The following is a 22797-nucleotide window of genomic DNA, read 5'->3' as shown; positions in this document are numbered from 1 at the left end:
TATCCATGGGATGAAAAGCTCTAAATTTGAATTAGTGGCACATGAATGTCAAATACCGCCTTCTCGTTGTCGTACACAGCTCCACTTGCGATTCTAAGCTTGGATCGGCCTGCCCCGACCGCCTCGCGCAGTTCATGAAGCAACTCTTCGCGCCGATAGCCGCCGTCGTAGTCGAAACCGATTACTAGGAACTCGGACTGAACCGACAGCTTTAAGCGCAGCCGGTTCACATCGCCGTCCGCCGGAGCGACGCCCTGTCTCGTAAATGCTTCGATCACGGCAATAATCGCATCCGAAACCGTCCCCGAATCGACCGAAAGCTGGGAGAGCTGCACATCCGGTCCCAGCTCCACGTCGAGCCGGATCGACCGGCACCGTGCCCGGTAACACTGCAAATAAACGACCAAAGCCGGATCTCCCAGCTTGGAGATGCAGCTTTCTCCGATCAGCTTTTCTCTTATCGTTTCCATGTAATCGTGCATTTTATCATATTTTTTTAACTTCAAGTAGCCGTAGAGCACTTGAATGTCGTTCATCCAATCGTGGCGGAAATGATTAAGCGTCTCCGCGAACAGCTCATCCTTACTTCCGGAACGGATGGCCGGCTGGTCCAATTCGTATCGCTGCGCATTTGAATTCATCTTGATTCCCCGTTTGCTTCAACTTCTTCCACAGTATAGCATGACAGGTTCAAAATAAAAACCCCCGGTCCTGCAAGACCGGAGGTTAAACGCTGATCGGATCGATCAGAAACTTACATTTCGGAAGCGGCTGCTACTGGAGCGGCTTCTACCGGGTAGACGCTCACTTTTTTGCGGTCACGGCCCAAACGCTCGAACTTCACAACGCCTTCCACTTTCGCGAAAAGCGTATCATCCGTACCGCGGCCTACGTTCTCACCCGGATGGATTTTCGTTCCGCGCTGACGAACGAGAATGCTTCCCGCTGTCACCGATTGGCCGTCTGCACGCTTAACGCCAAGGCGCTTCGCAATGCTGTCGCGACCGTTCTTCGTGGAACCTACTCCTTTTTTGGATGCGAACAACTGCAGGTTCAGTTTTAACATCGTAGTCTACCTCCTTCTTTCGTTAGTCAAGACTGCTGCAAAGCGATATATTTGCCGTACGCGTCCTCGATCGTCTCCAGCATCGCCAGCATCGATTCGAGAAGCAGCTGAATTTGCTTTGTCGTTTCCACATCCGTTCCTTGCGGAATACGGACGTTCAGATAACCTTCGCGCATGTCGTTCGGAAGGGCGACTCCCGTCAATTTCTCGACGGCGTTCACCGTACCGACCGTTACGGCAGATACCCCGGCACATACGATATCGTGCCCCGGCTTGCCGTAAAACGCGTGTCCGGATACCGTAAAAGCTTCAATCGTCCCGCTCTCGCGGCCTCGCTTGATGTTCACCCGGATCATATCGAGACACCTTACGCTTGGATGCTGTCGATAATCACTTTAGTGTACGGCTGACGATGACCTTGCTTGCGGCGATAGTTTTTCTTCGCTTTGTATTTGAAAACGATGATTTTCTCGCCTTTGCCGTGCTTCTCCACTTTACCGGAAACCGTTGCTCCGGATACGAGCGGAGTGCCTGCTACCAAACCGTCTTCTTTCGATACAACCAATACGCGGTCAAACGTTACGACATCACCTGCGTTAGCTGTCAACTTCTCTACGTAGATTGCGTCGCCTGCTTGAACTTTGTATTGCTTGCCGCCAGTTTCAATAATTGCATACATGCTTTGCGCACCTCCTCATGTCTCAGACTCGCCTTGTCCCAGGTGACGGCTCCGCGGCACAATGCCGGCGAAGTCGCACTTATGACCCGACTCGAGCGGTTACAGCATGTGCTCATGCGCACATACCTAAGTATTCTACCACAGCAATCCGCATGAAGCAAGAGCTTTCTCGCGGTCTGCTCCCGGAAATACGGCCTCATCGCCGGCTTGCGCTTTGGTCATTCAAAGTTATTTTTTGCGCGGATACGTTTTTCGTTCCACGGCCACTTTGCCCGACCCGCCGCATGTATGGCATACGGTCATCATCGAATCGTCGAGACTTTCCCTTGCTTTCTTGCGCGTAATTTCCATAAGCCCGAGCTTCGTCCAGCCGACGGCGAACGTCTTCGTGCGATCCCGGCTAAACGATTGTTCCAGCAGCGCGGCAATATCCGTCCGATGCTTGTCCGACGACATGTCTATAAAGTCGACCAGAACGATGCCGCCGATATCGCGCAGCCTCAGCAGCCGTGCGATCTCCTCCGCCGCTTCCGCATTCGTCGTGAACACGGTAGCCTCCGGATCGTCGGTCCCGGTATATTTGCCGGTGTTGACATCGATCACCGTAAGCGCTTCGGTCCGGTCAATTACGAGATAGCCGCCGCTGCGCAGCCACACTTTACGCTTCATCGCCCGCTCGAGCTGCTCGCGAACCCGGTACGCCACCTGCACAGGCTCGAGCCCTCTGTAGATGCGGATCCGATTTGCCAGCTCGCCGGATATTTCGCGTACGCGGCGGACGAGAATCTCGCCCCTCACCGGATCGTCGATTACGAGCTCGTCCACCCGGTCGGTAAAGGCGTCCCGCACGACACGCTCAAGAACGCCCGGCTCCTTGTACAGCAGAGCAGGAGCCGCGGACTTTTCGGAACGGCGGACGATGTCTTCCCATTCGGAACGCATCACGTTCAAGTCCCGCTCCAGCGCGGCCTGGGTCTCGTCAGCCGCAACCGTGCGGATAATGATGCCTTCCCCCGGCCGGCGCATTCGTTCGGCGATTTCCTTGAGACGCGAGCGTTCCTGCTCGGAACCGATCTTACGGGATACTCCCACGTAATCGGCGGCCGGCATATACACGATCCACCGTCCGGGAAGCGAGAAATGGGTCGTAATGCGCGCCCCTTTCGTTCCCAGAGGTTCCTTGGCCACCTGAACGAGTATATGCTGCCCGGGCCGGATCAGATCGGAGATCGGCGGCTTGACGGACGGAATTTTATCCATGTGGGCCGGTAAAATATCATCGATGTACAAAAAAGCGTTTTTCTCCAGCCCAATATCCACAAAGGCGGCCTGCATGCCAGGCAGGACGTTGACTACTTTCCCCATATATACACTGCCTACCAGCTGTTTCTCGGCAGGTCCCTCCGTGTAAAACTCTGTAAGCACCCGGTCTTCCAGCAGAGCGACCTGAGTCGAGCCGTCACGGCAATGCACGATGATTTGCTTCAATGAAACCTCACCACCTCACCTTATAGTGCGAGTTCAAAAAGTCCGGTTATCAGCACCGAGAAGATTGGATGAAGCTAGGAAATGAGGAGCGGAGCGTAGTGGCAGCTACGTGAGCACCGGAAATTCCGGCTGAAATCAATATTCGATGTCGAGCAGGCTTCCTGATCTGCTTCGTGATCAAAAGTGGGCTTTTTGAACAACCTCGTATAGCCTTTCTATTCTAACACGAAAATGTCGCTAACGGCACTTCCAGGTCGATTTAACTGAAAATAAACGTACAGCAGCTTCTGTTCGGGGAGGACTGCTTGAATGCGGCCTTGTTCGCTCATAATGTAGACGAGATGATATTTGTCGCGCATAAATAAACGAACGATCTCGGCAACGGTCCGGTGTCTGTAGATGACGATCGGCTGGGCAAGAGTGCCCTTGTCGATTAGACGATCCGTAACCGGCTCCCGGTTCATCAGAAACCGCATAAACTGAAAAGGAGCGTTCCTGTAGCCGTACCAATTGGAGTAGGCAAGGAAGATCGAGATCATAAGCAGATTGAGATGGATTCCGCTCGATCGGAACCCGAGCAACGCCGCGGCGGCCAGCAGGAGGGAGAGCAGCAGGCTGACCAGACTGACCAGTACGAGCGTCCGGTAATACGGTAGCCAGCGGCTGACGAGCGCCTGCATCACTTTGCCGCCGTCGAGCGGCAGGACGGGAAGCAGGTTGAATGCGCCGATCATCAGGTTCGCTTTTAGAAAATAGTCGCTCCACTCCGCTTCCCACCAGCCGAGTCCTCCCATAGCGAGTGCAAGCAGCGCCATCCAGCCGTTCTGCAGCGGCCCGGCCAAAGCGACGACCGTCTCCTGAAGCGCGCTGGAACGGCCCCCGTCCTCCGTCTCGGCTACGCCGCCGAACGGCAGCAGCTGCACGCGGATTACTTTCCAGCCGAAGCTTCTCGCTGCAGCGACATGACCGAGCTCATGAATCAGCACAATCACAAAAAGCGTGAGCAGCTCCGCGAAGTAGCCTGTCGCGACTGCGGCGAGCATCAACAGCAAAAACAGCGGATGCAGGCGGAACGTAATCCCCCGCAGTTTAATCAAAAGGGATCACTTCTGTCGGATTGACGTATTGGTTGTCCTTTTTGACGACAACGTACAGCTTGCCCGCTCCGCCAGCGGCATCTGTAGTTACGCTTCCGATCGTCTCTCCGCCGTTCACCCAATCGTTTTTTTGCAGCGTCGTGCTTTGCAGCCACGCATACGTGGACTGCAGGCCGTCCGCATGCTGAACGACCACTACCGTCCCCTTGTCCGTCCCGCTGCTGACAGAGACGACCCGGCCGGTATCGATCGCGATAACCGCCGCCAGCGGCTCGGTCCGCAGCGTAATGCCGAGATCTCCGTCGCCGCTGCGGCTGACGATTTTGCCGGTAACGGGAACGTAGATCCGTCCAAGCGAGGATGTACTCGCTTTTTGTGCTTCCGGTGCTTCTTTCTCCCGGATGGCCGGGAGCCAGGCGGGCACGCCCCCGAACGACCGCTCATACCAGGCCGCCACCGCGGTGAAGTCGTAATCGACGGTTAGAGCGGTCCGCACCCACGCCTGCCCCCGCTGCGCCGTCGGATGGTCGAGCTGGAACAGCCCCCATACGCCTGCGAATACGACGGCGCTGAGGCCGAGCTTGACCCAAATTTGCCGTACGCTCGGCGGTGTCATCCCGCCGTTGTCCGGCGTATCCGTCCATCCCGGCTGTTCCGCCCGCCCCATCGCCGTCCACCGTTCCTGCTCGCGGCGCTTCCATACGAACTCCGGGTCGTCCATCCGGTCGTCGCGGGCCGAAGGCAAGTCCTCCCGGCCGCTGCCGTTCAGGTTTGCGGGCCGGTACTGCGAAGAGTCGTGTCCGCTGCGCTCCCTTTGCCCGTCATAGGCATCCCCGTGAAACACGGTTTTGTCATTGCCCGAACGCATCCCCTGCTCGGATGCGACTATTTGCTTCATACGGTCCATTCGCCGCTGCCGGACGTTCGACTTGACTTCCATAGAGGTTCCCCCTCGCTGCTCCGCTCCCCTTTAAGGAAACAGACAGGCTTCTTCCCTACATCCTATGAGCCGGAATGAACGGCTATGACTAGGGGAGGCGCACTTGGGACAGGCCGCCTGAACGAAAAACGCCCCGCTGCGGACAGGCTGCGGAACGTTTCGGCATTCAGGTCGTGTGGAACGTATCATCGTCGGATTCATTCAGTAAAGCGACTTGGGCTCGGGATGCGCATGGACGCTTACGACGATGCCTACGGCCATCATGTTGATCAGGATGGAAGAGCCTCCGTAGCTGATAAACGGAAGCGTAATGCCTGTGAGCGGCATGATTCCGATCATCATCCCGATATTTTCGAACACCTGGAAGACGTACATCGAGACGATCCCGATGATGATATAGGAACCGGCCCGGTTCTGGCTTTGGATCGAAATATAAATCATCCGGTAAATCAGCAAAAAGTATAACAACAGCAGCACGGACGATCCGACGAAGCCGAACTCCTCCCCGATGACGACGAAAATCGAATCGGAATACGGAAGCGGAATAAAGCCCTTCTGGATCGAATCCCCCTGCAAATACGATTCGCCGGTCAAGCCGCCGGAGCCGATCGCCCTCATCGAGTTATGCACCTGGTACTTGGCGTCCGCACTCGCCGAATCCGGATCGACGAACGTGTGAATCCGGTTAATCCGGTGAACCCATTGTCCCATGTCGTTATCTTTTAAATATTGGACGACCGGATCGTAGTACAGCTGGAACAAATAGAAAAAGAGTGCGATAAAGCCTGCAATGAGCCCGGCTCCGATCAGAAAATGCGTATATTTGATATTTCCGATCCAGTACATGACGATCAGGACGACGATGAATATAATCGCGTTGCCGAGATCCGGCTGTATCACGATCAGCGCCGTCGGCACCATGACGATCAGACCGATCGGAACGATTTCCCGCCAAAAGCGCAGCGGTTCCCCTTCCCGCCTGGCAAGAAACGCCGCTACCGCAATAATGGCAAGAAGCTTCATTAACTCGGCCGGCTGAAAGTTGAAACCGCCGAACGGAAGTTCAAACCAGCTTTTGGCCGAGTTTTTCTCTACTCCGAAAAAGTAAACGGCAACCAGCAGCAGGACGCCGATGCCATACGTGTACCAAGCGGTCTTGACGAGCAGCCGATAGTCGAACAGCATCACGCAAAACAGCACGACGAAGCCGATGCAGTAATTGATGACATTTTTGACGTCCGTCCCTTGGAACAGCGGATCGTTAGCGGTGGCGCTATGAACGACAAGCGTGCTGATGATCATGAACAATACCATCAATATAACGATAGACCAGTCGGTTCGCTTCAATTTGTCCAGCAAGCTTTACTCATCCCATTCCAAGAAACTTCTTCATTTTCCCGAATACGCCCGTCTTCTCCTCAAGCGGCATTAACGGCACGGTGTCGCCCAGGATGCGCCGGGCGATGTTGCGGTAAGCGATAGCAGCCCGCGACTTCGGATTCATGACCGTAGGTTCGCCGCTGTTCGCCGACTTGATGACGGCTTCATCGTCGGGTACGATACCGAGCAAGTCGATCGACAGCACCGAGCAGATCTCGTCGATATCGAGCATCTCGCCCTTTTTCATCATATTCGCCTTGACGCGGTTAATGATCAGCTTCGGCCCGTGCACCCGCTCCTGCTCGAGCAGGCCGATGATCCGGTCCGCATCGCGGACGGCCGCCAGCTCCGGCGTCGTCACCACGATCGCTTTGTCCGCTCCGGCGACGGCATTTTTGAACCCTTGCTCGATTCCGGCCGGACAGTCGATAATAACGAACTCGAATTCTTTTTTCAGCTCGACGATGATGTCGCGCACCGCCTCCGGGGAGACGGCGTGTTTGTCTTTCGTCTGGGCGGCCGGCAGCATATACAGCTCCTCGAACCGCTTATCCTTGATCAATGCTTGCGGCAGCCGGCACCGGCCCTCCGTAACGTCGACGATATCGTAAATGATCCGGTTCTCCAGCCCCATCACGACGTCGAGATTACGCAGTCCGATATCGGTGTCGACCATACATACTTTTTTGCCCAGCAAAGCAAGAGCGGTCCCTACATTGGCCGATGTCGTCGTCTTGCCGACTCCACCCTTGCCTGAAGTAATGACGATTGCCTCTCCCATGCGTCAATCATCTCCTTTACTTGCCACCGAACGGATGGTCCGGCCGTAACCGGTGAAGCTGATTTATTTTATCGATTTGCATCTTCCCGTCCCGGATGAAAGCGAACTCCATCGTCGCGTCATCGAACCCCCATTCGTCCGGAGGGCGGCTGATGACGTCGGCGATCCGCAGCTGTGTCGGGCGCATGTAGGATGCCGCAATAACGGCTCTGTCGCCCCCGTCGATTCCCGCGTGCGCCATGCCGCGCAGCGCTCCGAGCACGAAGATGTCTCCGGTGCACAGCAGCGTGCCGCCAGGGTTAACGTCGCCGAGATACAGCACGTGGCCCTCGTGGCGCACCGTTTGTCCCGAACGGATAATTCCTTTCAGAATCGTAACGCGGTCCGGCGGCGGCTCCTGCTGCTCCGGCCCCGGGAGGTCGGAATCCATATGCTGAACCTGCAAGTTTCCTTTGCGGACAAGCAGCTCCCTGATCGATTCTTTTTCTTCTTCCGTTGCGGAGCGTTTCCCCAGCTTGACGCTTACTTGAACGGCCGGACCGGTTAGTACGGTGCGGTTCGTCTTGTCCAGCTTATGCTCCAGTTCCTGCATCACTTCGGCGAACGGGCACGAATCGTCGATCACGAAGACAAGCCCTTCCTTGACACCTTTAATCGTAACGCGATGTTTCGTTTCCGTCATCGGCACGCGTTCACCCCCTATCGGCCATTCGTCTGACAGAATGCCTTTCGCGCCAGGCAGCATCCGGCACTGTCATTTTTCTTCCGATTCCCGTTTTCTCTCGGCCGCCTTCTCCAGCCATTTGCGAACCGGAACGTACAGCAGCAGCGCAATCAGCGCGTTAAACAGCATGCTTGGCAGCATCTGGTGCAGAAACGTCCATTGAAAATCCATCCGGACGACGCCCAGAAAAAACCGGTATATGCCGTATACGATCGAATCGTAGGCGAACGAACCCAGCAAGACGACGATCAGACTCGTGAAGAGGCCTTGATAAGGAAGACGGAAGGTCAATCCCGCCACGTATCCGACGAGCCCCATGCTGAACGAATGAACGCCCAGAGCATGACCGTAATAGATGAAATCTTGCAAAAATCCGAAAGCGAGTCCGTAGGCGAGCGCCTGATACCGGTTTTTGTACAGGGCGGCGAACAGCACCCCGACTAAGACGATATGCGGAACGACCAGCACCTGGGACTGCCATACGGGAGGAATGATCCATTCCAAAATCGTGCCTTCCAGCAAGAAAAGAACGAACAGAAATATCGAGATCACGTAGCGCTGCATCATTCACCTCATAGCTCCGGCACTTCGATGACGAACACTTCGCGCAAATGGTTGAACGAAGTGAACGGCTTGATAAGCGCCGTATGGGTGATGCCGAATTCACCTTCGTCGCGCGAGACGACCTCGCCGATCTGGATGCCTCTCGGGAACAACTGTCCGATTCCGGATGTGACGACTGTATCGCCCACTTCCAGTGTATCTACCTTTGGAATTTTGTTCATGACGAGCAGACCTTTTTCCCGGTCGTAACCTTCCAGAATGCCGTAAGATTCGTTTTCCTTGCCCTTAATCGTTACCGCGATCGCCTTGGAGCTGCTCGTATCAAGATCGGTCAGCAGCTGGACGTTGGAATAAAACGGAGAAACGGTAACAACGCGGCCGATCAGACCGTCGACGGACATCACCGCCATATTCGCCTTGATGCCGTCCTTTTCGCCGAGATTAATGACGATCGTGTTATTAAACGGGTCCGGGCTTGAAGCGAATACTTCGGCGATCCGGTATTTGTACTGGGTCGATTGCTGCTGCCGTTCGGTAAATCCGAGCGCGTCCATCAGCCGCTTGTTCTGGGCTTCCAGATCGTTCAGACGCGCCGTGTCCTTGGCGTACTGCGTAATCGTCAGCTTCAGTTGACGGTTCTCCTCGTACAGCACGGACATCCGGCGTATATCTTCAAACAAGCCCGCTACGGCGCGAGCAGGCTTGTTGATCCATCCCTGGACCCAAGTGACGGTATCCTTCACAAATCCTTCCGGCCAGGACATATGCCCCCGGCCGCCGAACGAAAATCCGATCAGGGCGACGAAAAAGATTACGCCCGACATCAAAATAATAAGTCTTTTATTCCCCAGCCATTTGAACAAAGCAAACACCTTCCAGCGGTCTGTCCCCAGGCTTGCCGCGAGCTCCTCTCCGCCGCGCATGCAGTCGCCTAGGCTCCTGCAGCGTTATATCAGCAAGCTTAACGAACTCCCCTTGGAGCGGTACCTGTTTTTGATTTGAAGAGATGAATGTTGTCGAGCGCGCGGCCGGTTCCGATCGCGACGCAATCCAGCGGATTCTCCGCTACGAGCACCGGCATGCCGGTCTCTCTGGCGAGCAGCTTGTCCAGGTTGCGCAGCAGCGCGCCGCCGCCTGTAAGCACGATGCCCCGGTCCATAATATCCGCAGCCAGCTCGGGCGGACACTTCTCCAGCGTCGCTTTCACTCCGTCGACGATGTTGTTGACCGTATCGGCCAGCGCCTCCGTAATCTCGTCCGACGATACCGGCAGCGTCTTCGGCAAGCCGCTGACCAGGTCGCGCCCGCGGATCTCGATCGTCTGCGGCTTGTCCATCGGCATCGCGGAGCCGATATCCATCTTGAGCTGCTCGGATGTACGTTCGCCGATCATCAGATTATATGTTCTCTTGATGTATTGCATGATCGCCTCATCCATCTCGTCTCCGGCGACCCGGACCGATTTGTACGTAACGATGCCGCCGAGCGAAATGACGGCAATCTCTGTCGTTCCCCCGCCGATATCGACCACCATGCTGCCGGTCGGCTCCCACACCGGCAAATCCGCGCCGATCGCCGCCGCAAACGGCTCCTCGATCGTATACGCTTCGCGGGCTCCCGCCTGCTTCGTCGCATCTTCCACTGCGCGTTTCTCTACCGCCGTAATGCCGGAAGGAACGCACACCATGACGTTGGGCTTGCGCGGAAACAACACCCGCTGCTTCTGGGCCTGCTTCAGAAAATAATTAATCATCGTCGATGTCGTCTCGAAATCGGCGATGACTCCGTCTTTCATCGGACGGACCGCGCGGATGTTGCCCGGCGTGCGCCCGATCATTTTTTTGGCGGCGTCTCCGACCGCTTCGATCGTTTTTGTATCAGTACGCAGAGCGACCACAGACGGCTCTCTGACCACAATTCCTTTACCTTGAACATATACAAGCGTATTGGCTGTTCCAAGATCAATGCCCAAATCTTTCGTGAAGCTACCGAACATAAATTGCTTGTCTCCTTTCATCCTACGGACGGACTGCTTGTCCGTCATATCATTATATTACATCAACCCTAGTTCCTTCAAACTAATGCTTGAGCGGTCTCCGATAATTACATGGTCGAGCACGTCGATGCCGATCACCGCGCCCGCTTCGACCAGTCTGCGCGTAATCTCGATATCTTCCGGACTCGGCGTCGGATCGCCGCTCGGATGATTATGCACGCATATGATAGAAGCGCTGCTTCGTTTGATTGCAGCGAGAAATACTTCGCGGGGGTGCACGATCGAAGCGTTCAGGCTGCCGATCGACAGCGTTTCCTGTCCGATCACATGATTTTTCGTATTCAAGAACAAGCAGACGAAATGCTCTTTTTGTAAATAGCGGAGTTCTTCCGTCAGTAGGAGGGAAACGTCCTGAGGGGACCGGATGGTCACGGTTTCGGGCTGGACCGTGCGGGCAATTCTTCTGCCGAGCTCGATACCGGCTTGAATTTGCAGCGCCTTTGCGGAACCGATTCCTTTCAGCTTCGTCAATTGAGCCGTACTCATCTCGACAAGCTGCCTGAGGCCGCCAGCTTCGTTAAGCAGCCGCTGGGCCAGCGAAACCGCCGACTCGTTGATCGTGCCAGTTCTCAGCAAAATCGCGAGCAGCTCGGCGTTGCTAAGCGCCTGCGCTCCCGCTTGAAGCATTCTTTCCCTGGGCCGCTCCTCTTGGGGTACATTCCGTAACGTGTATGCGGAGGATTCCATCATTTCCCCTCTTTCGACAAAAAATGGATCGATTCGATATCCATCCATTATAACACCTCTTCTATTTTACACGAAATGGTTCGAAAAAAAATCGCCGGATTGGTCCGCCGCCTCAAAAAAACTGCACTGCCGTCGCTTAAGCCCGGGCGAGAGGAACAAATTCCTGTTCGGAAGCCGGAATCGTTCTGGAAACCGGTCAAATGACGACAAATCCTGCACAAGTAATAAGTAATGCAGGAACTAGGAACGTGTCTTAGAAATGAAGCGGAAATAAAAACAGCAGCTGAGGCAGGCTCGCCGACAGTTGCCGGATTCGTCGTTTCTTGTGTGGTTACGCGGGCCAGGAACGACTTGAACCCCGCTCGGGAGCGGGGTTCAAGGTACGGCCGGCAGGCCATTCGCCTCAGCCAGAGGCGGACTTGCCTTTGGATATCGAGGTCGGTTTGCCGGTAGGCATCGAATTCGTCTCCAGCGCGATGACATCGGGAAGCGACAAGATTTCGTCGATCGCCCGCAGCAGTTTGTCGGTGCTGACTGTCCTCAGATTAAACCGGAGCTCCATCGTCGCGTCCATGGCCGCATCGAACGACTCGGGACTGGTGGATTGCATGACCAGATTTTTAATCTGAATGCCTTGCTCGCCGAACTTCGTAGCCACTCGCCCGAGGCTGCCCGGACGGTCGAAAATTTTGATCATCACTTCCTGATTGCGCCGGTGGCGCAAAAGATGCTTCTCCCATTTGTTCAACAGAAACAAGCTGACCAAGACGATAAATGTCGCAAGTACGGCCGCGTAGTAGAAACCGGCGCCGACCGACAGGCCGATCGCGGCTACCACCCATACCGAGGCGGCTGTCGTCAGCCCCGATATGCTCGACCCGTTGCGGATGATCGCTCCTGCGCCGAGAAAACCGATCCCGCTTATAACTTGAGCCGCGAGCCGGGCCGGGTCGGTCCGTACGTTAGGCTCCGCCACGAACTGGGAAAATCCGTAGATGGACAGCAGCATGATGGACGCCGAACCGAGACAAACAAGGATATGAGTTCTGAATCCCGCAGCATGATTGCTCCATTCCCGCTCCAAGCCGATGAATCCGCCTAAAACGGCGGCCAGTACCATCCTAATTGTCAAATCAAGATGTGAAATCTGCCAAACGCTTTCGTCTATCATGCTCTGCACCCTTCCTTACGCTCGTTTTTCGCGTCAGCGGCAAGTTTAGGGTCCGGGAAATGGGTCCTTTATTTTCTTAATCAATAAGAAAACTAGATACGATCCAAGTCCTTCCATCCCGCTGCACATGTTTAAACAAACAAGTCATAGGCTATCGGGATTTCTCGACGTCTCCACCCGTGCATCCTATTTAATTGTAAAATGGTTCCCGGTCCAAATAAAACTTAATAATTATTTAACATTATCGTTCCAATTGTCACTTTTGTCAATAGGCTTCCACCTATGATGTGAACAAATATTCCATAGCGGTGATAGAGCCTGTACCATGAATCGACAATACCAGCATTGGCGGCTGATATGTGTGTCACCCGCTGCCCGGAGTCTGCAACGAAGTAAGAGTCCGATGCCCCTTTCGGATCGATCCGCTTGCGCCAGGATCATGCCGGGGTGAAACCGGATGCGGCGGGGTGGATTTCGCCAGCGTGCTTCCGTGAATTCCTGAAGCCGCATGCCGGACCGGTACGACGCATCTGCAATCAGAAGTTGGCCTGCCGAACGCATCCTCGCTTCGCCCCCGTCAAGAACCTAAACTTTCTGGCGACAATCAAAAAGCGCGCGGCCTAAAGCACCCGCACGCCCAACTCCTCCAGCATTTCGCCAAGCAGCCGGACCGACATGCCGACCACGTTAAAATAATCGCCCTCGATCTTCGCGACGAGCAGCGCTCCGATTCCTTGAACCGCATACGCCCCGGCTTTGTCCGCCGGCTCTCCGGTAGCAACATAACGCCGGATACGTTCCTCGTCCATCGGCTTCATCGTGACATGGGACACTTCGTGCCGCGTGATCACTCGTCCGGTACGCACCTCGACGCAAGTAATACCGGTGTACACCTGATGCGTTCTGCCGGCGATCGTTCCCAGCATATCGGCGGCGTCCTGCTCGTCCTTCGGTTTGCCCAGAATGCGGCCGTCCAGAACGACCACCGTATCCGAACCGATGACGATGCCGTCTTCCCCGTCCGGGACCCGTCCGCTCACCGCCTGCGCTTTGCGCAGCGACAACTGCTCCACCAGCGCATCGGGAGCCGTTCCCTCCGGCATCGATTCGTCCACATCCGCCGCGTCGATCCGGTAAGGCAAGCCGATCGTGCCGATCAGCTCCTGCCTTCTCGGCGAACCTGACGCCAAAATTAATACAGACTGCTTGTCCAATACGCTCTCTCCTTCCGATTCCGGCCCGTTGCTACAGCTTCCGGTAGATCCATATCGCCGCAGCGATTCCAATTATACTGATCACATTCAGCTTAACCTGAATGAACAGATCGTATTGCACCACGTTCAGGTCGGCCTTCGGCTCCCATCTCAATTGCGCCGACTTGGTCAGGAACGAAAGCCACGATACCGGCTCCAGCAGTTGGGTGACGATCGCGGCGGCCAGCAACCCGAGCAGCAGAAACAGAAATAGCGTAAAACCGTTTTTTTTCATCCGGATTCGCCCTCTCGCGATGCTTGCGGCATCCTAATCTTTTGCACGGTCCCATTATACGATGGAATTCAGGCCGTTGACAACGAGGCGCAAATCCGCCGCCGGACCGCCTTTGACCGCCCGCTGGTTAACTTTTCCTGCATACTTGGAGCTTCGATTCCATGTAAAATAGAACCCGGGAGGGACTTGCACGCATGAGAACCGGACTTCTATCGCTGCTGCTGGCGGCAATTGCTCTTCTTGCCGTACCCGCGCAGGCATTCTCCGCCAAGACGGTCGTAGTAGACGCCGGACACGGCGGACAAGACCCCGGAGCCGTAGGGGTCAACGGGTTGTATGAAAAAAGCGTCAACCTCGACGTCGCCCAAAAGCTGAAAGAGCAGTTGATCCAGCGAGGATACGAGGTCGTAATGACCCGGACCGCAGACGAATACTTAAGTTTAGCCCAGCGAGTCGAACAAACGAATGCGGCCCAGCCTTCGCTGTTCGTCTCGGTACATGCCAATTCACATCCAAACCCGAACGTCAGCGGTTCGCTCGTCTTGTACTATGACAGCGATTACCCTCAGGAGAGCTATCCGGCAAGCGAGGCGATGGCCAAGCTTTCACCGGAGAGCAAAAAGCTCGCCAATCTCGTCCTGAAAAACATCATCTCGGAAACGGGCTTTGCCGATAAAGGCATCGTCCCGAGCGCCGCCTATGTGATTCGAATGGGGCAAGTTCCGAGCATTTTGGTGGAAACGGCATTTTTGAGTCATTCGGGCGATGCCGCCCGTTTGTCCGATTCGTCAGTCAGGCAAAAGCTCGCGGATGGAATCGCCAAAGGAATCGCTGCTTACCTGCCGCTGCCGGACCTGTTTCCGGATTTGGCCGACCATTGGGCAAGGGAAGCCGTCCTTCGCTTGAAGAATAAAGGACTGGTGGAAGGAATCTTTAACCGGTACGAGCCCGACCGCGCGGTGACGCGGGCGGAATGGCTCGCCTTAAGCGACAGGCTGTTCAAGTTCGCGGACCGGCTCCAAGCGGCGGACACGCCGGACACAGGCTATCCGGACACAACAACTCCGAAGGAACAGAAGAAGGCAGAGACTTCTTTGCCGACAGATCAGACGGAGGCGGCGCAAGCTCCGTCTTCACCGCCCGTACAGCCGGAATCTGCGTCGCAAGGGCAAGCTTCGCCACTGGCGGAAACTCCACCGACGCGGGCGAATGGATCAGCCGTACAAAGCGAAACAACGGCTGCGCCTAAACCGGCTTCCCGGACGCCGTCTCCGGGGCAGCCGCAATCTTTCAAAGATTTGCCGAAGTCGCACTGGGCGTACGAGACGTTCCAAAACGCCGTACGGCTCGGTTATATGAACGGGTATGAAGACGGCACGATCCGTCCGGACCAGCCGATCACCCGGGGCGAAGTGACGGCCTTGCTGGAGCGGATGACGGCCGAAGCTGGCAAAACCCCGCCCTGGACCGGCCCGGCCGACTTTACCGACGTTCCGCTGAAGCACTGGGCGTCCGGACCGATCTACCGGATGAAGCAGCAAGGAATCATAACCGGAGTAACCGACAAAACGTTCGCTCCCGACAAAAAAATGACGCGGGCCGAAATGGCCGCGCTCATGGATCGCTACGTATCCGCTCCGAAATGAAAAGCGGCCACAACCAAAGAAACGGACCCGTGGACTAACCCACAGGTCCGTTTCATTGGTTATACCTTAATCGCCGCAAGCAGCTCATTTTCCAGGATCAGCGCCTGCATAAGCGACGATTGCGCCTGCCATAAATAAGCCGAGGACGGATTTTTCTTATATTCCTGCATGGAATTGACGGCGGTATTCATGGCTGTCGTCATTTTTTGCAGCACCGCTTTCTCCTCCGCGCCTAGCCCCGCGCCGAACGGGCCGCTCGCTCCGATCCACGCCTGATGCGCCGTAGAGATCGTCTGCATCGTCGCATCGTCAATCGGGGATTGCGACTTTTCCTTCAGCCTGCCCGAGGAGAACCCGAGAATCGACTGCACGAGCTTTTGGCCTTGCGCGAAAAACTGCTCCGCCTGCCCGACCTGCGCCTGCTCACCCGCCCATTTGACCTTGCTGACCGCAGGAATCGAGATCGCCTTCGGATACAGCTCCGCCTTCGGATCGTGCTCCTTCAAAAGCGCCGAAAGCGCGTCGGCGTCGCCCCGAGTTTGCGTAATCCCGACGTAGACGTAATATTTATCGGACGGATGCACGTACGCGGCGAGTCCCTTCTTCTTCCACTCGGCCGCCGCCGTATCCGCCCCCTGCTGATTCGAGAACACGCCGTTTTGCAAAAACGTATAGGACTGCGCAGCGACATTCGCCGGAACGGCTGCCGCGGAGGCGGACGATGCAGGCGCCGCCCCGTCCTTCGCTCCGCCACCCGCGTCGGGCGGTTTCGTTTGTGCCGGCACCGTAGAGCCGTTAGCGGTTGCGTTCGTACCGTTGTTGCCGTCCAGCTTCAGATCGTCTCCGCCAAACATGGAGAGCACGAAAAACCCCATCGCCACGCCGACCGCGACCGCACCGGTAACGGAGGCGACGATTTTCAGCCACGGCGTCCGGTTATGCCGCTCATACCGAGCCCGGGTCATAACCGGACGCGGCACCGCCCGCTCCCGCCTCGGATACTCGAGCTCCGGCTGCTCCGCCTCGGGCCCGTAATATCCGCTCTCGCCGTCGTAACGCTCCTCGCGCTCGATCGGATAACGCTCCTCCCGCAGGGAGGGCTTGGGCGGAATCGGCGGTTCTGTTCTTCCGGATTCGCGAATCGTCCGCTCCACCCGCTCCGTCTCCGCATCGAAGGGACTGCTCCACGCCCCGAAATCAGTCGTAAACTGATTCAGCGGCTGCACATCGACCGGCGCGCGCCTCGCCGGACGCACGATCGTTTCCTGCTCCCAATCGTACGCCTCACGGCTGCCCGGATTCGGCACATGCCGCTCTTCCTCGACTACCGTGAACTCGTCCTTCGATAAAGGTATGACCGGATTCGGCTCTTTGCGGACCGTTTCCCGTCCAGTTTCGTCAAACCGGTACGTAATTCTTGCCTTGTTCATCCCAGAATCACCCCTTGTCCGTGAAACGCTTGTACTCCACTGTATGCGGGACAAGGGGCGATTATTCGCTATTTTCTGATCCGGCTTCTACGTGCCCAGAAGGAACGTGCCGCCCCGCTCCAGCTCGATCCTGTCGCTTACGGCAAATTCTTTCAGATAAGTAAGGATCTCGACCCGGCTCACCGGAACGCCGTTGGCCTGTGCGGGAATGTCGGCGATGAAATGAAGCGTCGCCCACTCTCCGGCCGTCGACCTCACGAAGACGCGATCCTCCGAACGGAGGAAAGCGACAGGCCGGTCCTCGGCATCGTACAGCTTGAACTGAAGCTGTATCATAGCCGTCAGAGCCGCGTCGGCTCGCGCCTTATAATGGACCGCCACTCCATACGTCCCCGGTGCGAACGGCAGCTCCTCCGCCATCCATGCCGTGCCGATCCCGCTCAGAACAACGCCTCTTCCTGTCGGAGAAAGGACAGGAGTCACGTCGGGCGAGCGGACTAAGCCGGTGGGCGACGTACTGTCGGATGTTTTTAGAATCCATTCTCCCTCTGCCGCCGATCCGTTCCCCTCCTCCGACAGCAGAGAGCGGATCAGGTTCATTAGCGGTTTCACGCTGGGCGACAAGGATTCCTTCTCGAGCTCCCGGACTTGACGAATAACGGCTGAAGTTTCGCTGGTTTTGCACCCATCCAGCAGGGCGTACAACTGGGCCGGGTTAACCCCCGACCATTCCAGCTTCCACGTGAACGGGTCCACCGTCAGTTGCTGCAGCGGATTTTGGGCAAACCGGCCGATCAGCGCAAGGCGCCGGTCTCTCCCTGCAGCGCCATCGGCAACAGCCGTCAGCAGCTCCAGCGCCGTCTTCTCATCGATCGCCGCCGGAACCCGGCCCTTCGGATAGCTGAGCGCAGACGCCTCGTAGTAGGCGAACGTATCCAGCAGAAACGCTGCCCGCTTCCTCTGCAGCTCCGTTTCGGCATCGGCAACAGCCGCCTCCAGCAGCCGTCTGCTGTCGGCTATATCTTGCGGGGTCACGATCGCGAGATAGGACGGCTCGTAAAAAGCCATATAGTTCGTACGCAGCTTGGCTCCCTTCCAACGCTCGTACCAATCCGACTTCATCGCTCTTTCTTCCCAAAACCGTTCCCACAACTTGTAATAGGCGGAAAGATGAACGGCAGCCTTCTTGCCGACCGCCCGCTCATACCACTCCTCGAGCAGTTCCTCGACATCGCGCTCCGGATTCCACTGCAGCTTGGCCACTACCCACGGCTTCGCCCCTTCGCCGCCGAAATTCGCGAATATCTCAACGAAATGGGCGATCACCCCGTGCTGAAGCGCATAGCGGTAAGTGCCGGCTATATGCTGGAGATACGTCCGCGGGACCATATATGGAGATCCGTACATATATTCGTAAAAGCCGAGCGATGGCGTCACCTTATTCCAGGTTTCGGTCAGCCGCCTGCCCGCCTCTCCCATCTCCGGATCTCTCCATGACATCCGGTCGTCCGTAATATAAACGACGACATTAGCGGGAAGCTTGATCCCCGTAGGCGGATCGTATACGTCCGCATAGGCGTACAAACCGATATATTTATCCGGGTATTTCTCCAGAATGCCCTCCGCCACCTGCTTGACCCAGCGGAAGTAGATGTCTGACATATCCGTATGCCCGATCGAATTAAGCCGGTTCGGATAGTCCGGATGATCCGGGTCGTCCTCGACGAATCCCCCGTTGTCGTTAACGCCGATGGAGTAACAGGCTTCGTCCGGATTGGCCTCGAAGAAGCTGCAAATGTTGCGGATCGCTTCCTCGGTCGTCCCGCTTATCGTAAATGCAGGCTGCCAGTCCGTGTCCCGGTCGAGCAGCGCTCCGGCCTTATAAAACTCCGGACGTGTATCCTTGTATCGGGAAGGAGGCAGCAGGTTGCACAAATTATGGAACGGATTCATCCGGCGGCGAAGCCGGTTGAACCGCATCCAATCGGCGGCGGCGGGAAAATCGTTCAGATCACGGGAAAGAAACGCAGGCTGCTCGCGTACCGTTTCTTCCGGCACGCTCAAGTCGGAGCATACCGGCACGTCCTCGCCGAATTCGCCCGGCAATAACCAGCGGACGCCGACGTATCGCTCCAGAAACTCATACACCCCGTACATCGTCCCCCACGACGAAGGACCGGCTATGTCGATCTCTCCGTTGGCCGTACGGATAACGAAGCCATCCTCATCCAAGTCTCGAAGCAGCGGCTCCAGCGGCCCGCCCTCCTCTCCCATGATCCCAATGCGGATAGGAATGACGCCCTCAGTGTCATGGTCATGAACAGGGACATTCCCCCCGATATACACGGCCAGTTCCGCTCCGGTCGACTTCCTGACGTATTCCGCCAAAACCCGTGCCGCAGCTGCCGTTCTCTCATCCGCATCCTTGGCTGTCATCACGATCGCTCCGCTCCGGCCTCCTGATACCAGCACCATTTCTCCCATATCGTTTTCCCTTCTTCCGGTTTAATGTCCTGCGCTCCGTATTGTGCCATCGTAACCCAGCGGATCTCCGCAAGAGTTATCGGTAACATAAGATGTCAGGAAAATTATGTCACAACCGGATAAAGGCCGCAATCCTTTTCTCCAAACCCGAATAAGCCCGCGCGCATCCGGGCTGGGATCGTGGATGCGCGGGGCTTATGGTAGAGGGGAGCGTCGCGAATCGTTCTCCCGGGCAAGCCTACTTGCCGGTGTTCCGCTCCGCCAATCGGCTCGCGAGCGCGTGCGAAGCTTTCCATATATCGCCCGCCCCCATCGTCAGGACGAGGTCTCCGCTCTTCACGAATCGAATCAGGAAGTCCGTCACTTCGCGGACCGACGATATATGGCGGACGTTCTCGTTGCTGTTGCTCCGGATCAGTTCGACGAGCTTCTCCGAGCTGATGCCTTCGATCTGCTTCTCTCCGGCCGGCGAATAGATGTCGGCGATAATCACTTCGTCCGCTTCGCCGAACGAACGGCTGAACTGGTCGAACAGAAAATACGTGCGCGTATACCGCTGGGGCTGGAATACGGCAATGATCCGCTTGCCTGTCGCTTTCGCCGCGCTGATCGTAGCTTGAATCTCCGTAGGATGGTGGGCATAGTCGTCGATGACGAGAATGCCGTCCGATTCGCCGAGCACCTGAAACCTCCGCTTCGCCCCCCGGAACAACTTGATCGCCCGGGCGAAATCGGCGAACGGGACGGCCGCCTCGTGGCAGACGATGTAAGCGGCGAGCGCGTTGTATACATTATGCTTCCCCGGCACCGACAGTTCCAGCGTCCCGAGCCGCTCTCCCGCATGCTCCACCTGGAACGTCACGCGGCGGTCGCCGAGCTCGATATCGACGGCCCGGTAATCGGCGCCAACTTCCAGCCCGAATGTAATGGTGCCGACCGAAACGGTTGTCAGCACTTCCTGCACATCCGGATCGTCGAAGCAGACGACCGCTTTCCCGCCGCCGGCCACCTGGCTCAAAAACTGCGAGTACGCTTTCTTCAGCTTCCCGAAATCTCCATCGTAATTTTCCAGGTGATCCGCTTCGATATTCGTCACGACCGCATAGCTGGGCCGGTATTGCAGGAACGAGCCGTCGCTCTCGTCCGCTTCCGCCACGACGAATTCGCCGCTGCCCGCCTTGGCGTTGCTGCCTACGTTCATAATCTCGCCGCCGATAATGTAGGTCGGGTCCAGCCCGCACTCTTCCATAACGAGCGAGACCATCGAAGTCGTCGTCGTTTTCCCGTGCGCCCCGGCAACGGCGACGCCTTTGCGCGATTCCATCAGTCTAGCCAGCATCTGCGAACGGTGCAGGATCGGGATGTTCAGTTGCTGCGCGGCGGCGATCTCCACATTGTCCTTCGACAAGGCGGTCGAATACACGACGACGTCCGCCCCCTGCACATGACTCGCTTCATGTCCGATATACACCCGGGCCCCTTTGGCCGCCAGCTTCTCGGTCAGCTCCTGGCTGGCCAGATCCGATCCCGTCACCCGGTAGCCCATCTCGAGCATCACCTTGGCAATCGCGCTCATTCCATAGCCGCCAATACCGATAAAATGCACGTGCTCCGTCGTATTCACGCCCGCGCTCACCAGCCTTTGTCAGAATCTTTGCCGTACAGCATCCAGGATCGCACATCGGAGATCAAATACAGCGTTCCGGTTACGACGGCCAGTTCCTCGGAACCGGTCCGGTCCTTCAGCAGCTTCAGCGCTTGTTTCCAGTCCGGTTCCACCGTGATCTCAATCGATTTGTTGTTTTGCTCCGCCAGCGTGCTTCTTGCCAGATCCGCCAAAACTCCGGCCTCCGCTTTTTTGAAAAAGTCAGGCTCGGTTACGATCAGCGAATCGGCGAGCGGGAGCAAATGACGCAGCACTTCTTCATGCTGCTTCGTCGGCATCATGGCGATCATCATATGCAGCTTCTCGTACCGGTAGACGGAGCGGAGCGCTTCCGCGAGCGTTGCCGCTCCTTCCGGATTATGAGCCCCGTCGAGCAGCATCCGCGGAGAACGGGAAACCATCTCGAGCCGTCCGGGCCACTGGGCCGACCGTATCCCCTCGTACAACGGCTCATCGTCCTGGACGACCGCGTAATACTGCCGCAGCACCTCCAGCGTCATGAGGGCCACAGCGGCATTTTTCTGCTGATGCGCGCCGTTCAGCGTAATGTCCACACGATCCAGGTTGCGGAAAGGTCCGGTAAAAGAGATCGTTTGCAAATCCAGCTCCGCCTGCACCGTCTCGTACCGGAACGCCTCACCCAGCAAGTACAGCGTAGTCTTGCGTTCAGCCGCCGTTCTGCGGATCACTTCTACGGCTTCGGGCTGCTCGACCGCACTGACGACCGGTACGCCCGGCTTGATAATCCCGGCCTTCTCTTCCGCCACCTTCGTTAAACTGTCGCCGAGAATTTCCATATGATCGTGGCCGACGTTCGTAATAACCGAGACGATCGGGGTGACGACATTGGTCGAATCGAGCCTGCCGCCAAGTCCTGTCTCCCATACGACGAAATCCGGGTACGCCACTTTGGCGAAATACAAAATCGCGATCGCAGTCGACAGCTCGAACATCGTAGGAGCGCCCCACTCGGACTCGGCGATTTCATCGAAGATCGGCTTCACTTCGTTCGTCAGCGCAACCAGCGACTCGTCGTCGATGTCCCGGCCGTTATACTGGATGCGGTTCTGGTAACGCTCGATATACGGAGAAGTGAACGTGCCCACATCGTAGCCGCAGCGGTGAAGCGTATTGGTCAGATAGGCGCAGGTTGAGCCTTTGCCGTTCGTGCCGGCGACATGAATGAATTTCAGCCGTCTGTGCGGATGGCCGAGCTTCTCCATCAGGAGCTCCATCCGTTTCATCCCCGGACGAATGCCGAACTTCATCCGCCCCGTGATCCAGTCGACCGCTTCGTCCGCCGTAAGAAACGATGCCGCCAAGTTATCCGTCGAGCCATTCATACGTCTCATCCCTTTACTATATGAAATTGTACAGCGAAATTGATGGTTATCGGTCCATTTCCGGGAAAACGGCCTGCTAGACGCCTGATCGCATCCGCAGACCGTTC

22 protein-coding genes and 1 other annotated feature are annotated in these 22797 nt (G+C 56.7%); of the genes, 1 reads left to right on the top strand and 21 read right to left on the bottom strand.

Going from position 1 to position 22797, the window contains the following annotated elements:
• Nucleotides 1-20: 20 nt before the first annotated feature.
• The 17 genes from AC3Y2E_RS01620 to AC3Y2E_RS01540 all read right to left on the bottom strand — a co-directional run bounded on the left by AC3Y2E_RS01620 (nucleotide 21) and on the right by AC3Y2E_RS01540 (nucleotide 14121).
• A complete protein-coding gene (locus AC3Y2E_RS01620) occupies nucleotides 21-641 on the bottom strand; it encodes a Spo0B domain-containing protein (RefSeq protein ID WP_379206450.1) in 621 nt (206 codons plus the stop codon).
• 113 nt (nucleotides 642-754) lie between these two features.
• Nucleotides 755-1066, bottom strand: a complete 312-nt coding sequence (gene rpmA, locus AC3Y2E_RS01615; RefSeq protein WP_190924613.1) for a 50S ribosomal protein L27 — start codon at nucleotides 1064-1066, stop codon at nucleotides 755-757.
• A 26-nt stretch (nucleotides 1067-1092) separates the two neighbouring features.
• Complete coding sequence (locus AC3Y2E_RS01610) at nucleotides 1093-1422, bottom strand: ribosomal-processing cysteine protease Prp (protein WP_379206448.1); 330 nt, start codon at nucleotides 1420-1422, stop codon at nucleotides 1093-1095.
• 11 nt (nucleotides 1423-1433) lie between these two features.
• Nucleotides 1434-1745 carry a 50S ribosomal protein L21 gene (gene rplU, locus AC3Y2E_RS01605; RefSeq protein WP_379206445.1) on the bottom strand — a complete coding sequence of 104 codons (312 nt, stop codon included), beginning with the start codon at nucleotides 1743-1745 and terminating at the stop codon, nucleotides 1434-1436.
• 14 nt (nucleotides 1746-1759) lie between these two features.
• Nucleotides 1760-1856, bottom strand: a sequence feature (ribosomal protein L21 leader region).
• Nucleotides 1857-1973: 117 nt separating this feature from the next.
• Nucleotides 1974-3233, bottom strand: coding sequence for an Rne/Rng family ribonuclease (locus AC3Y2E_RS01600; RefSeq protein ID WP_379206443.1), 1260 nt, complete (start codon nucleotides 3231-3233; stop codon nucleotides 1974-1976).
• A 215-nt stretch (nucleotides 3234-3448) separates the two neighbouring features.
• On the bottom strand, nucleotides 3449-4330 hold the full coding sequence (locus AC3Y2E_RS01595; RefSeq protein ID WP_332075091.1) for a M50 family metallopeptidase: 882 nt from the start codon (nucleotides 4328-4330) through the stop codon (nucleotides 3449-3451).
• Nucleotides 4323-5270, bottom strand: coding sequence for a peptidoglycan DD-metalloendopeptidase family protein (locus AC3Y2E_RS01590; RefSeq protein ID WP_379206441.1), 948 nt, complete (start codon nucleotides 5268-5270; stop codon nucleotides 4323-4325). Before AC3Y2E_RS01590 ends, AC3Y2E_RS01595 begins: the two co-directional genes overlap by 8 nt.
• Nucleotides 5271-5471: 201 nt before the next feature.
• Nucleotides 5472-6629 (bottom strand): FtsW/RodA/SpoVE family cell cycle protein, encoded by a 1158-nt coding sequence (locus AC3Y2E_RS01585; RefSeq protein ID WP_379206439.1) that lies wholly within the window; start codon nucleotides 6627-6629, stop codon nucleotides 5472-5474.
• Nucleotides 6630-6636: 7 nt separating this feature from the next.
• Nucleotides 6637-7431, bottom strand: a complete 795-nt coding sequence (gene minD, locus AC3Y2E_RS01580) for a septum site-determining protein MinD (RefSeq protein WP_332075093.1) — start codon at nucleotides 7429-7431, stop codon at nucleotides 6637-6639.
• Nucleotides 7432-7447: 16 nt separating this feature from the next.
• Nucleotides 7448-8113, bottom strand: a complete 666-nt coding sequence (locus AC3Y2E_RS01575) for a septum site-determining protein MinC (protein ID WP_190924598.1) — start codon at nucleotides 8111-8113, stop codon at nucleotides 7448-7450.
• 72 nt (nucleotides 8114-8185) lie between these two features.
• Nucleotides 8186-8722 (bottom strand): rod shape-determining protein MreD, encoded by a 537-nt coding sequence (gene mreD / locus AC3Y2E_RS01570; protein ID WP_223836328.1) that lies wholly within the window; start codon nucleotides 8720-8722, stop codon nucleotides 8186-8188.
• Between the two features lie 5 nt (nucleotides 8723-8727).
• Nucleotides 8728-9642, bottom strand: coding sequence for a rod shape-determining protein MreC (mreC, locus tag AC3Y2E_RS01565; protein ID WP_190924596.1), 915 nt, complete (start codon nucleotides 9640-9642; stop codon nucleotides 8728-8730).
• A gap of 38 nt (nucleotides 9643-9680) precedes the next feature.
• A complete protein-coding gene (locus AC3Y2E_RS01560; RefSeq protein WP_190924594.1) occupies nucleotides 9681-10715 on the bottom strand; it encodes a rod shape-determining protein in 1035 nt (344 codons plus the stop codon).
• A gap of 57 nt (nucleotides 10716-10772) precedes the next feature.
• Nucleotides 10773-11462, bottom strand: a complete 690-nt coding sequence (gene radC, locus AC3Y2E_RS01555) for a RadC family protein (RefSeq protein ID WP_379206532.1) — start codon at nucleotides 11460-11462, stop codon at nucleotides 10773-10775.
• 403 nt (nucleotides 11463-11865) lie between these two features.
• The gene (locus AC3Y2E_RS01550) at nucleotides 11866-12633 is read right to left on the bottom strand and encodes an MgtC/SapB family protein (protein WP_379206434.1); all 768 of its coding nucleotides are present in this window, start codon (nucleotides 12631-12633) and stop codon (nucleotides 11866-11868) included.
• Between the two features lie 620 nt (nucleotides 12634-13253).
• Nucleotides 13254-13847, bottom strand: a complete 594-nt coding sequence (locus AC3Y2E_RS01545; protein ID WP_190924590.1) for a Maf family protein — start codon at nucleotides 13845-13847, stop codon at nucleotides 13254-13256.
• Between the two features lie 31 nt (nucleotides 13848-13878).
• Nucleotides 13879-14121 carry a DUF4321 domain-containing protein gene (locus AC3Y2E_RS01540; RefSeq protein ID WP_379206431.1) on the bottom strand — a complete coding sequence of 81 codons (243 nt, stop codon included), beginning with the start codon at nucleotides 14119-14121 and terminating at the stop codon, nucleotides 13879-13881.
• A 194-nt stretch (nucleotides 14122-14315) separates the two neighbouring features.
• Here AC3Y2E_RS01540 and AC3Y2E_RS01535 point away from each other — a divergent pair, with 194 nt between their 5' ends.
• Nucleotides 14316-15767: an N-acetylmuramoyl-L-alanine amidase gene (locus AC3Y2E_RS01535; protein WP_379206429.1), complete on the top strand. Its 1452-nt coding sequence runs from the start codon at nucleotides 14316-14318 to the stop codon at nucleotides 15765-15767.
• 59 nt (nucleotides 15768-15826) lie between these two features.
• Here the strand turns inward: AC3Y2E_RS01535 and AC3Y2E_RS01530 are convergent, their stop codons facing one another.
• From AC3Y2E_RS01530 to AC3Y2E_RS01515, 4 genes are all read right to left on the bottom strand, one after another.
• Entirely contained in the window at nucleotides 15827-17197 is a 1371-nt protein-coding gene (locus tag AC3Y2E_RS01530) for an SPOR domain-containing protein (protein ID WP_379206427.1), read from the bottom strand.
• A gap of 87 nt (nucleotides 17198-17284) precedes the next feature.
• Complete coding sequence (locus AC3Y2E_RS01525; RefSeq protein ID WP_379206425.1) at nucleotides 17285-19681, bottom strand: DUF4838 domain-containing protein; 2397 nt, start codon at nucleotides 19679-19681, stop codon at nucleotides 17285-17287.
• A 238-nt stretch (nucleotides 19682-19919) separates the two neighbouring features.
• Nucleotides 19920-21305, bottom strand: a complete 1386-nt coding sequence (gene murC / locus AC3Y2E_RS01520; protein ID WP_379206423.1) for a UDP-N-acetylmuramate--L-alanine ligase — start codon at nucleotides 21303-21305, stop codon at nucleotides 19920-19922.
• Nucleotides 21306-21313: 8 nt separating this feature from the next.
• The gene (locus tag AC3Y2E_RS01515; protein WP_379206421.1) at nucleotides 21314-22690 is read right to left on the bottom strand and encodes a bifunctional folylpolyglutamate synthase/dihydrofolate synthase; all 1377 of its coding nucleotides are present in this window, start codon (nucleotides 22688-22690) and stop codon (nucleotides 21314-21316) included.
• Nucleotides 22691-22797 lie beyond the last annotated feature (107 nt).

The organism is Paenibacillus sp. MAH-35 (assembly GCF_058135425.1).
This window is presented reverse-complemented; position numbering and strand designations above follow the sequence as displayed.

What these genes read in the sequence shown, in the direction of transcription:
- AC3Y2E_RS01620 (WP_379206450.1), bottom strand. Translation starts at nt 641, where the DNA reads ATGAATTCAAATGCGCAGCGATACGAATTGGACCAGCCGGCCATCCGT.
- rpmA (WP_190924613.1), bottom strand. Translation starts at nt 1,066, where the DNA reads ATGTTAAAACTGAACCTGCAGTTGTTCGCATCCAAAAAAGGAGTAGGT.
- AC3Y2E_RS01610 (WP_379206448.1), bottom strand. Translation starts at nt 1,422, where the DNA reads ATGATCCGGGTGAACATCAAGCGAGGCCGCGAGAGCGGGACGATTGAA.
- rplU (WP_379206445.1), bottom strand. Translation starts at nt 1,745, where the DNA reads ATGTATGCAATTATTGAAACTGGCGGCAAGCAATACAAAGTTCAAGCA.
- AC3Y2E_RS01590 (WP_379206441.1), bottom strand. Translation starts at nt 5,270, where the DNA reads ATGGAAGTCAAGTCGAACGTCCGGCAGCGGCGAATGGACCGTATGAAG.
- minD (WP_332075093.1), bottom strand. Translation starts at nt 7,431, where the DNA reads ATGGGAGAGGCAATCGTCATTACTTCAGGCAAGGGTGGAGTCGGCAAG.
- AC3Y2E_RS01575 (WP_190924598.1), bottom strand. Translation starts at nt 8,113, where the DNA reads ATGACGGAAACGAAACATCGCGTTACGATTAAAGGTGTCAAGGAAGGG.
- mreD (WP_223836328.1), bottom strand. Translation starts at nt 8,722, where the DNA reads ATGATGCAGCGCTACGTGATCTCGATATTTCTGTTCGTTCTTTTCTTG.
- mreC (WP_190924596.1), bottom strand. Translation starts at nt 9,642, where the DNA reads ATGCGCGGCGGAGAGGAGCTCGCGGCAAGCCTGGGGACAGACCGCTGG.
- AC3Y2E_RS01560 (WP_190924594.1), bottom strand. Translation starts at nt 10,715, where the DNA reads ATGTTCGGTAGCTTCACGAAAGATTTGGGCATTGATCTTGGAACAGCC.
- radC (WP_379206532.1), bottom strand. Translation starts at nt 11,462, where the DNA reads ATGGAATCCTCCGCATACACGTTACGGAATGTACCCCAAGAGGAGCGG.
- AC3Y2E_RS01550 (WP_379206434.1), bottom strand. Translation starts at nt 12,633, where the DNA reads ATGATAGACGAAAGCGTTTGGCAGATTTCACATCTTGATTTGACAATT.
- AC3Y2E_RS01540 (WP_379206431.1), bottom strand. Translation starts at nt 14,121, where the DNA reads ATGAAAAAAAACGGTTTTACGCTATTTCTGTTTCTGCTGCTCGGGTTG.
- AC3Y2E_RS01535 (WP_379206429.1), top strand. Translation starts at nt 14,316, where the DNA reads ATGAGAACCGGACTTCTATCGCTGCTGCTGGCGGCAATTGCTCTTCTT.
- AC3Y2E_RS01530 (WP_379206427.1), bottom strand. Translation starts at nt 17,197, where the DNA reads ATGAACAAGGCAAGAATTACGTACCGGTTTGACGAAACTGGACGGGAA.
- AC3Y2E_RS01525 (WP_379206425.1), bottom strand. Translation starts at nt 19,681, where the DNA reads ATGGGAGAAATGGTGCTGGTATCAGGAGGCCGGAGCGGAGCGATCGTG.
- AC3Y2E_RS01515 (WP_379206421.1), bottom strand. Translation starts at nt 22,690, where the DNA reads ATGAATGGCTCGACGGATAACTTGGCGGCATCGTTTCTTACGGCGGAC.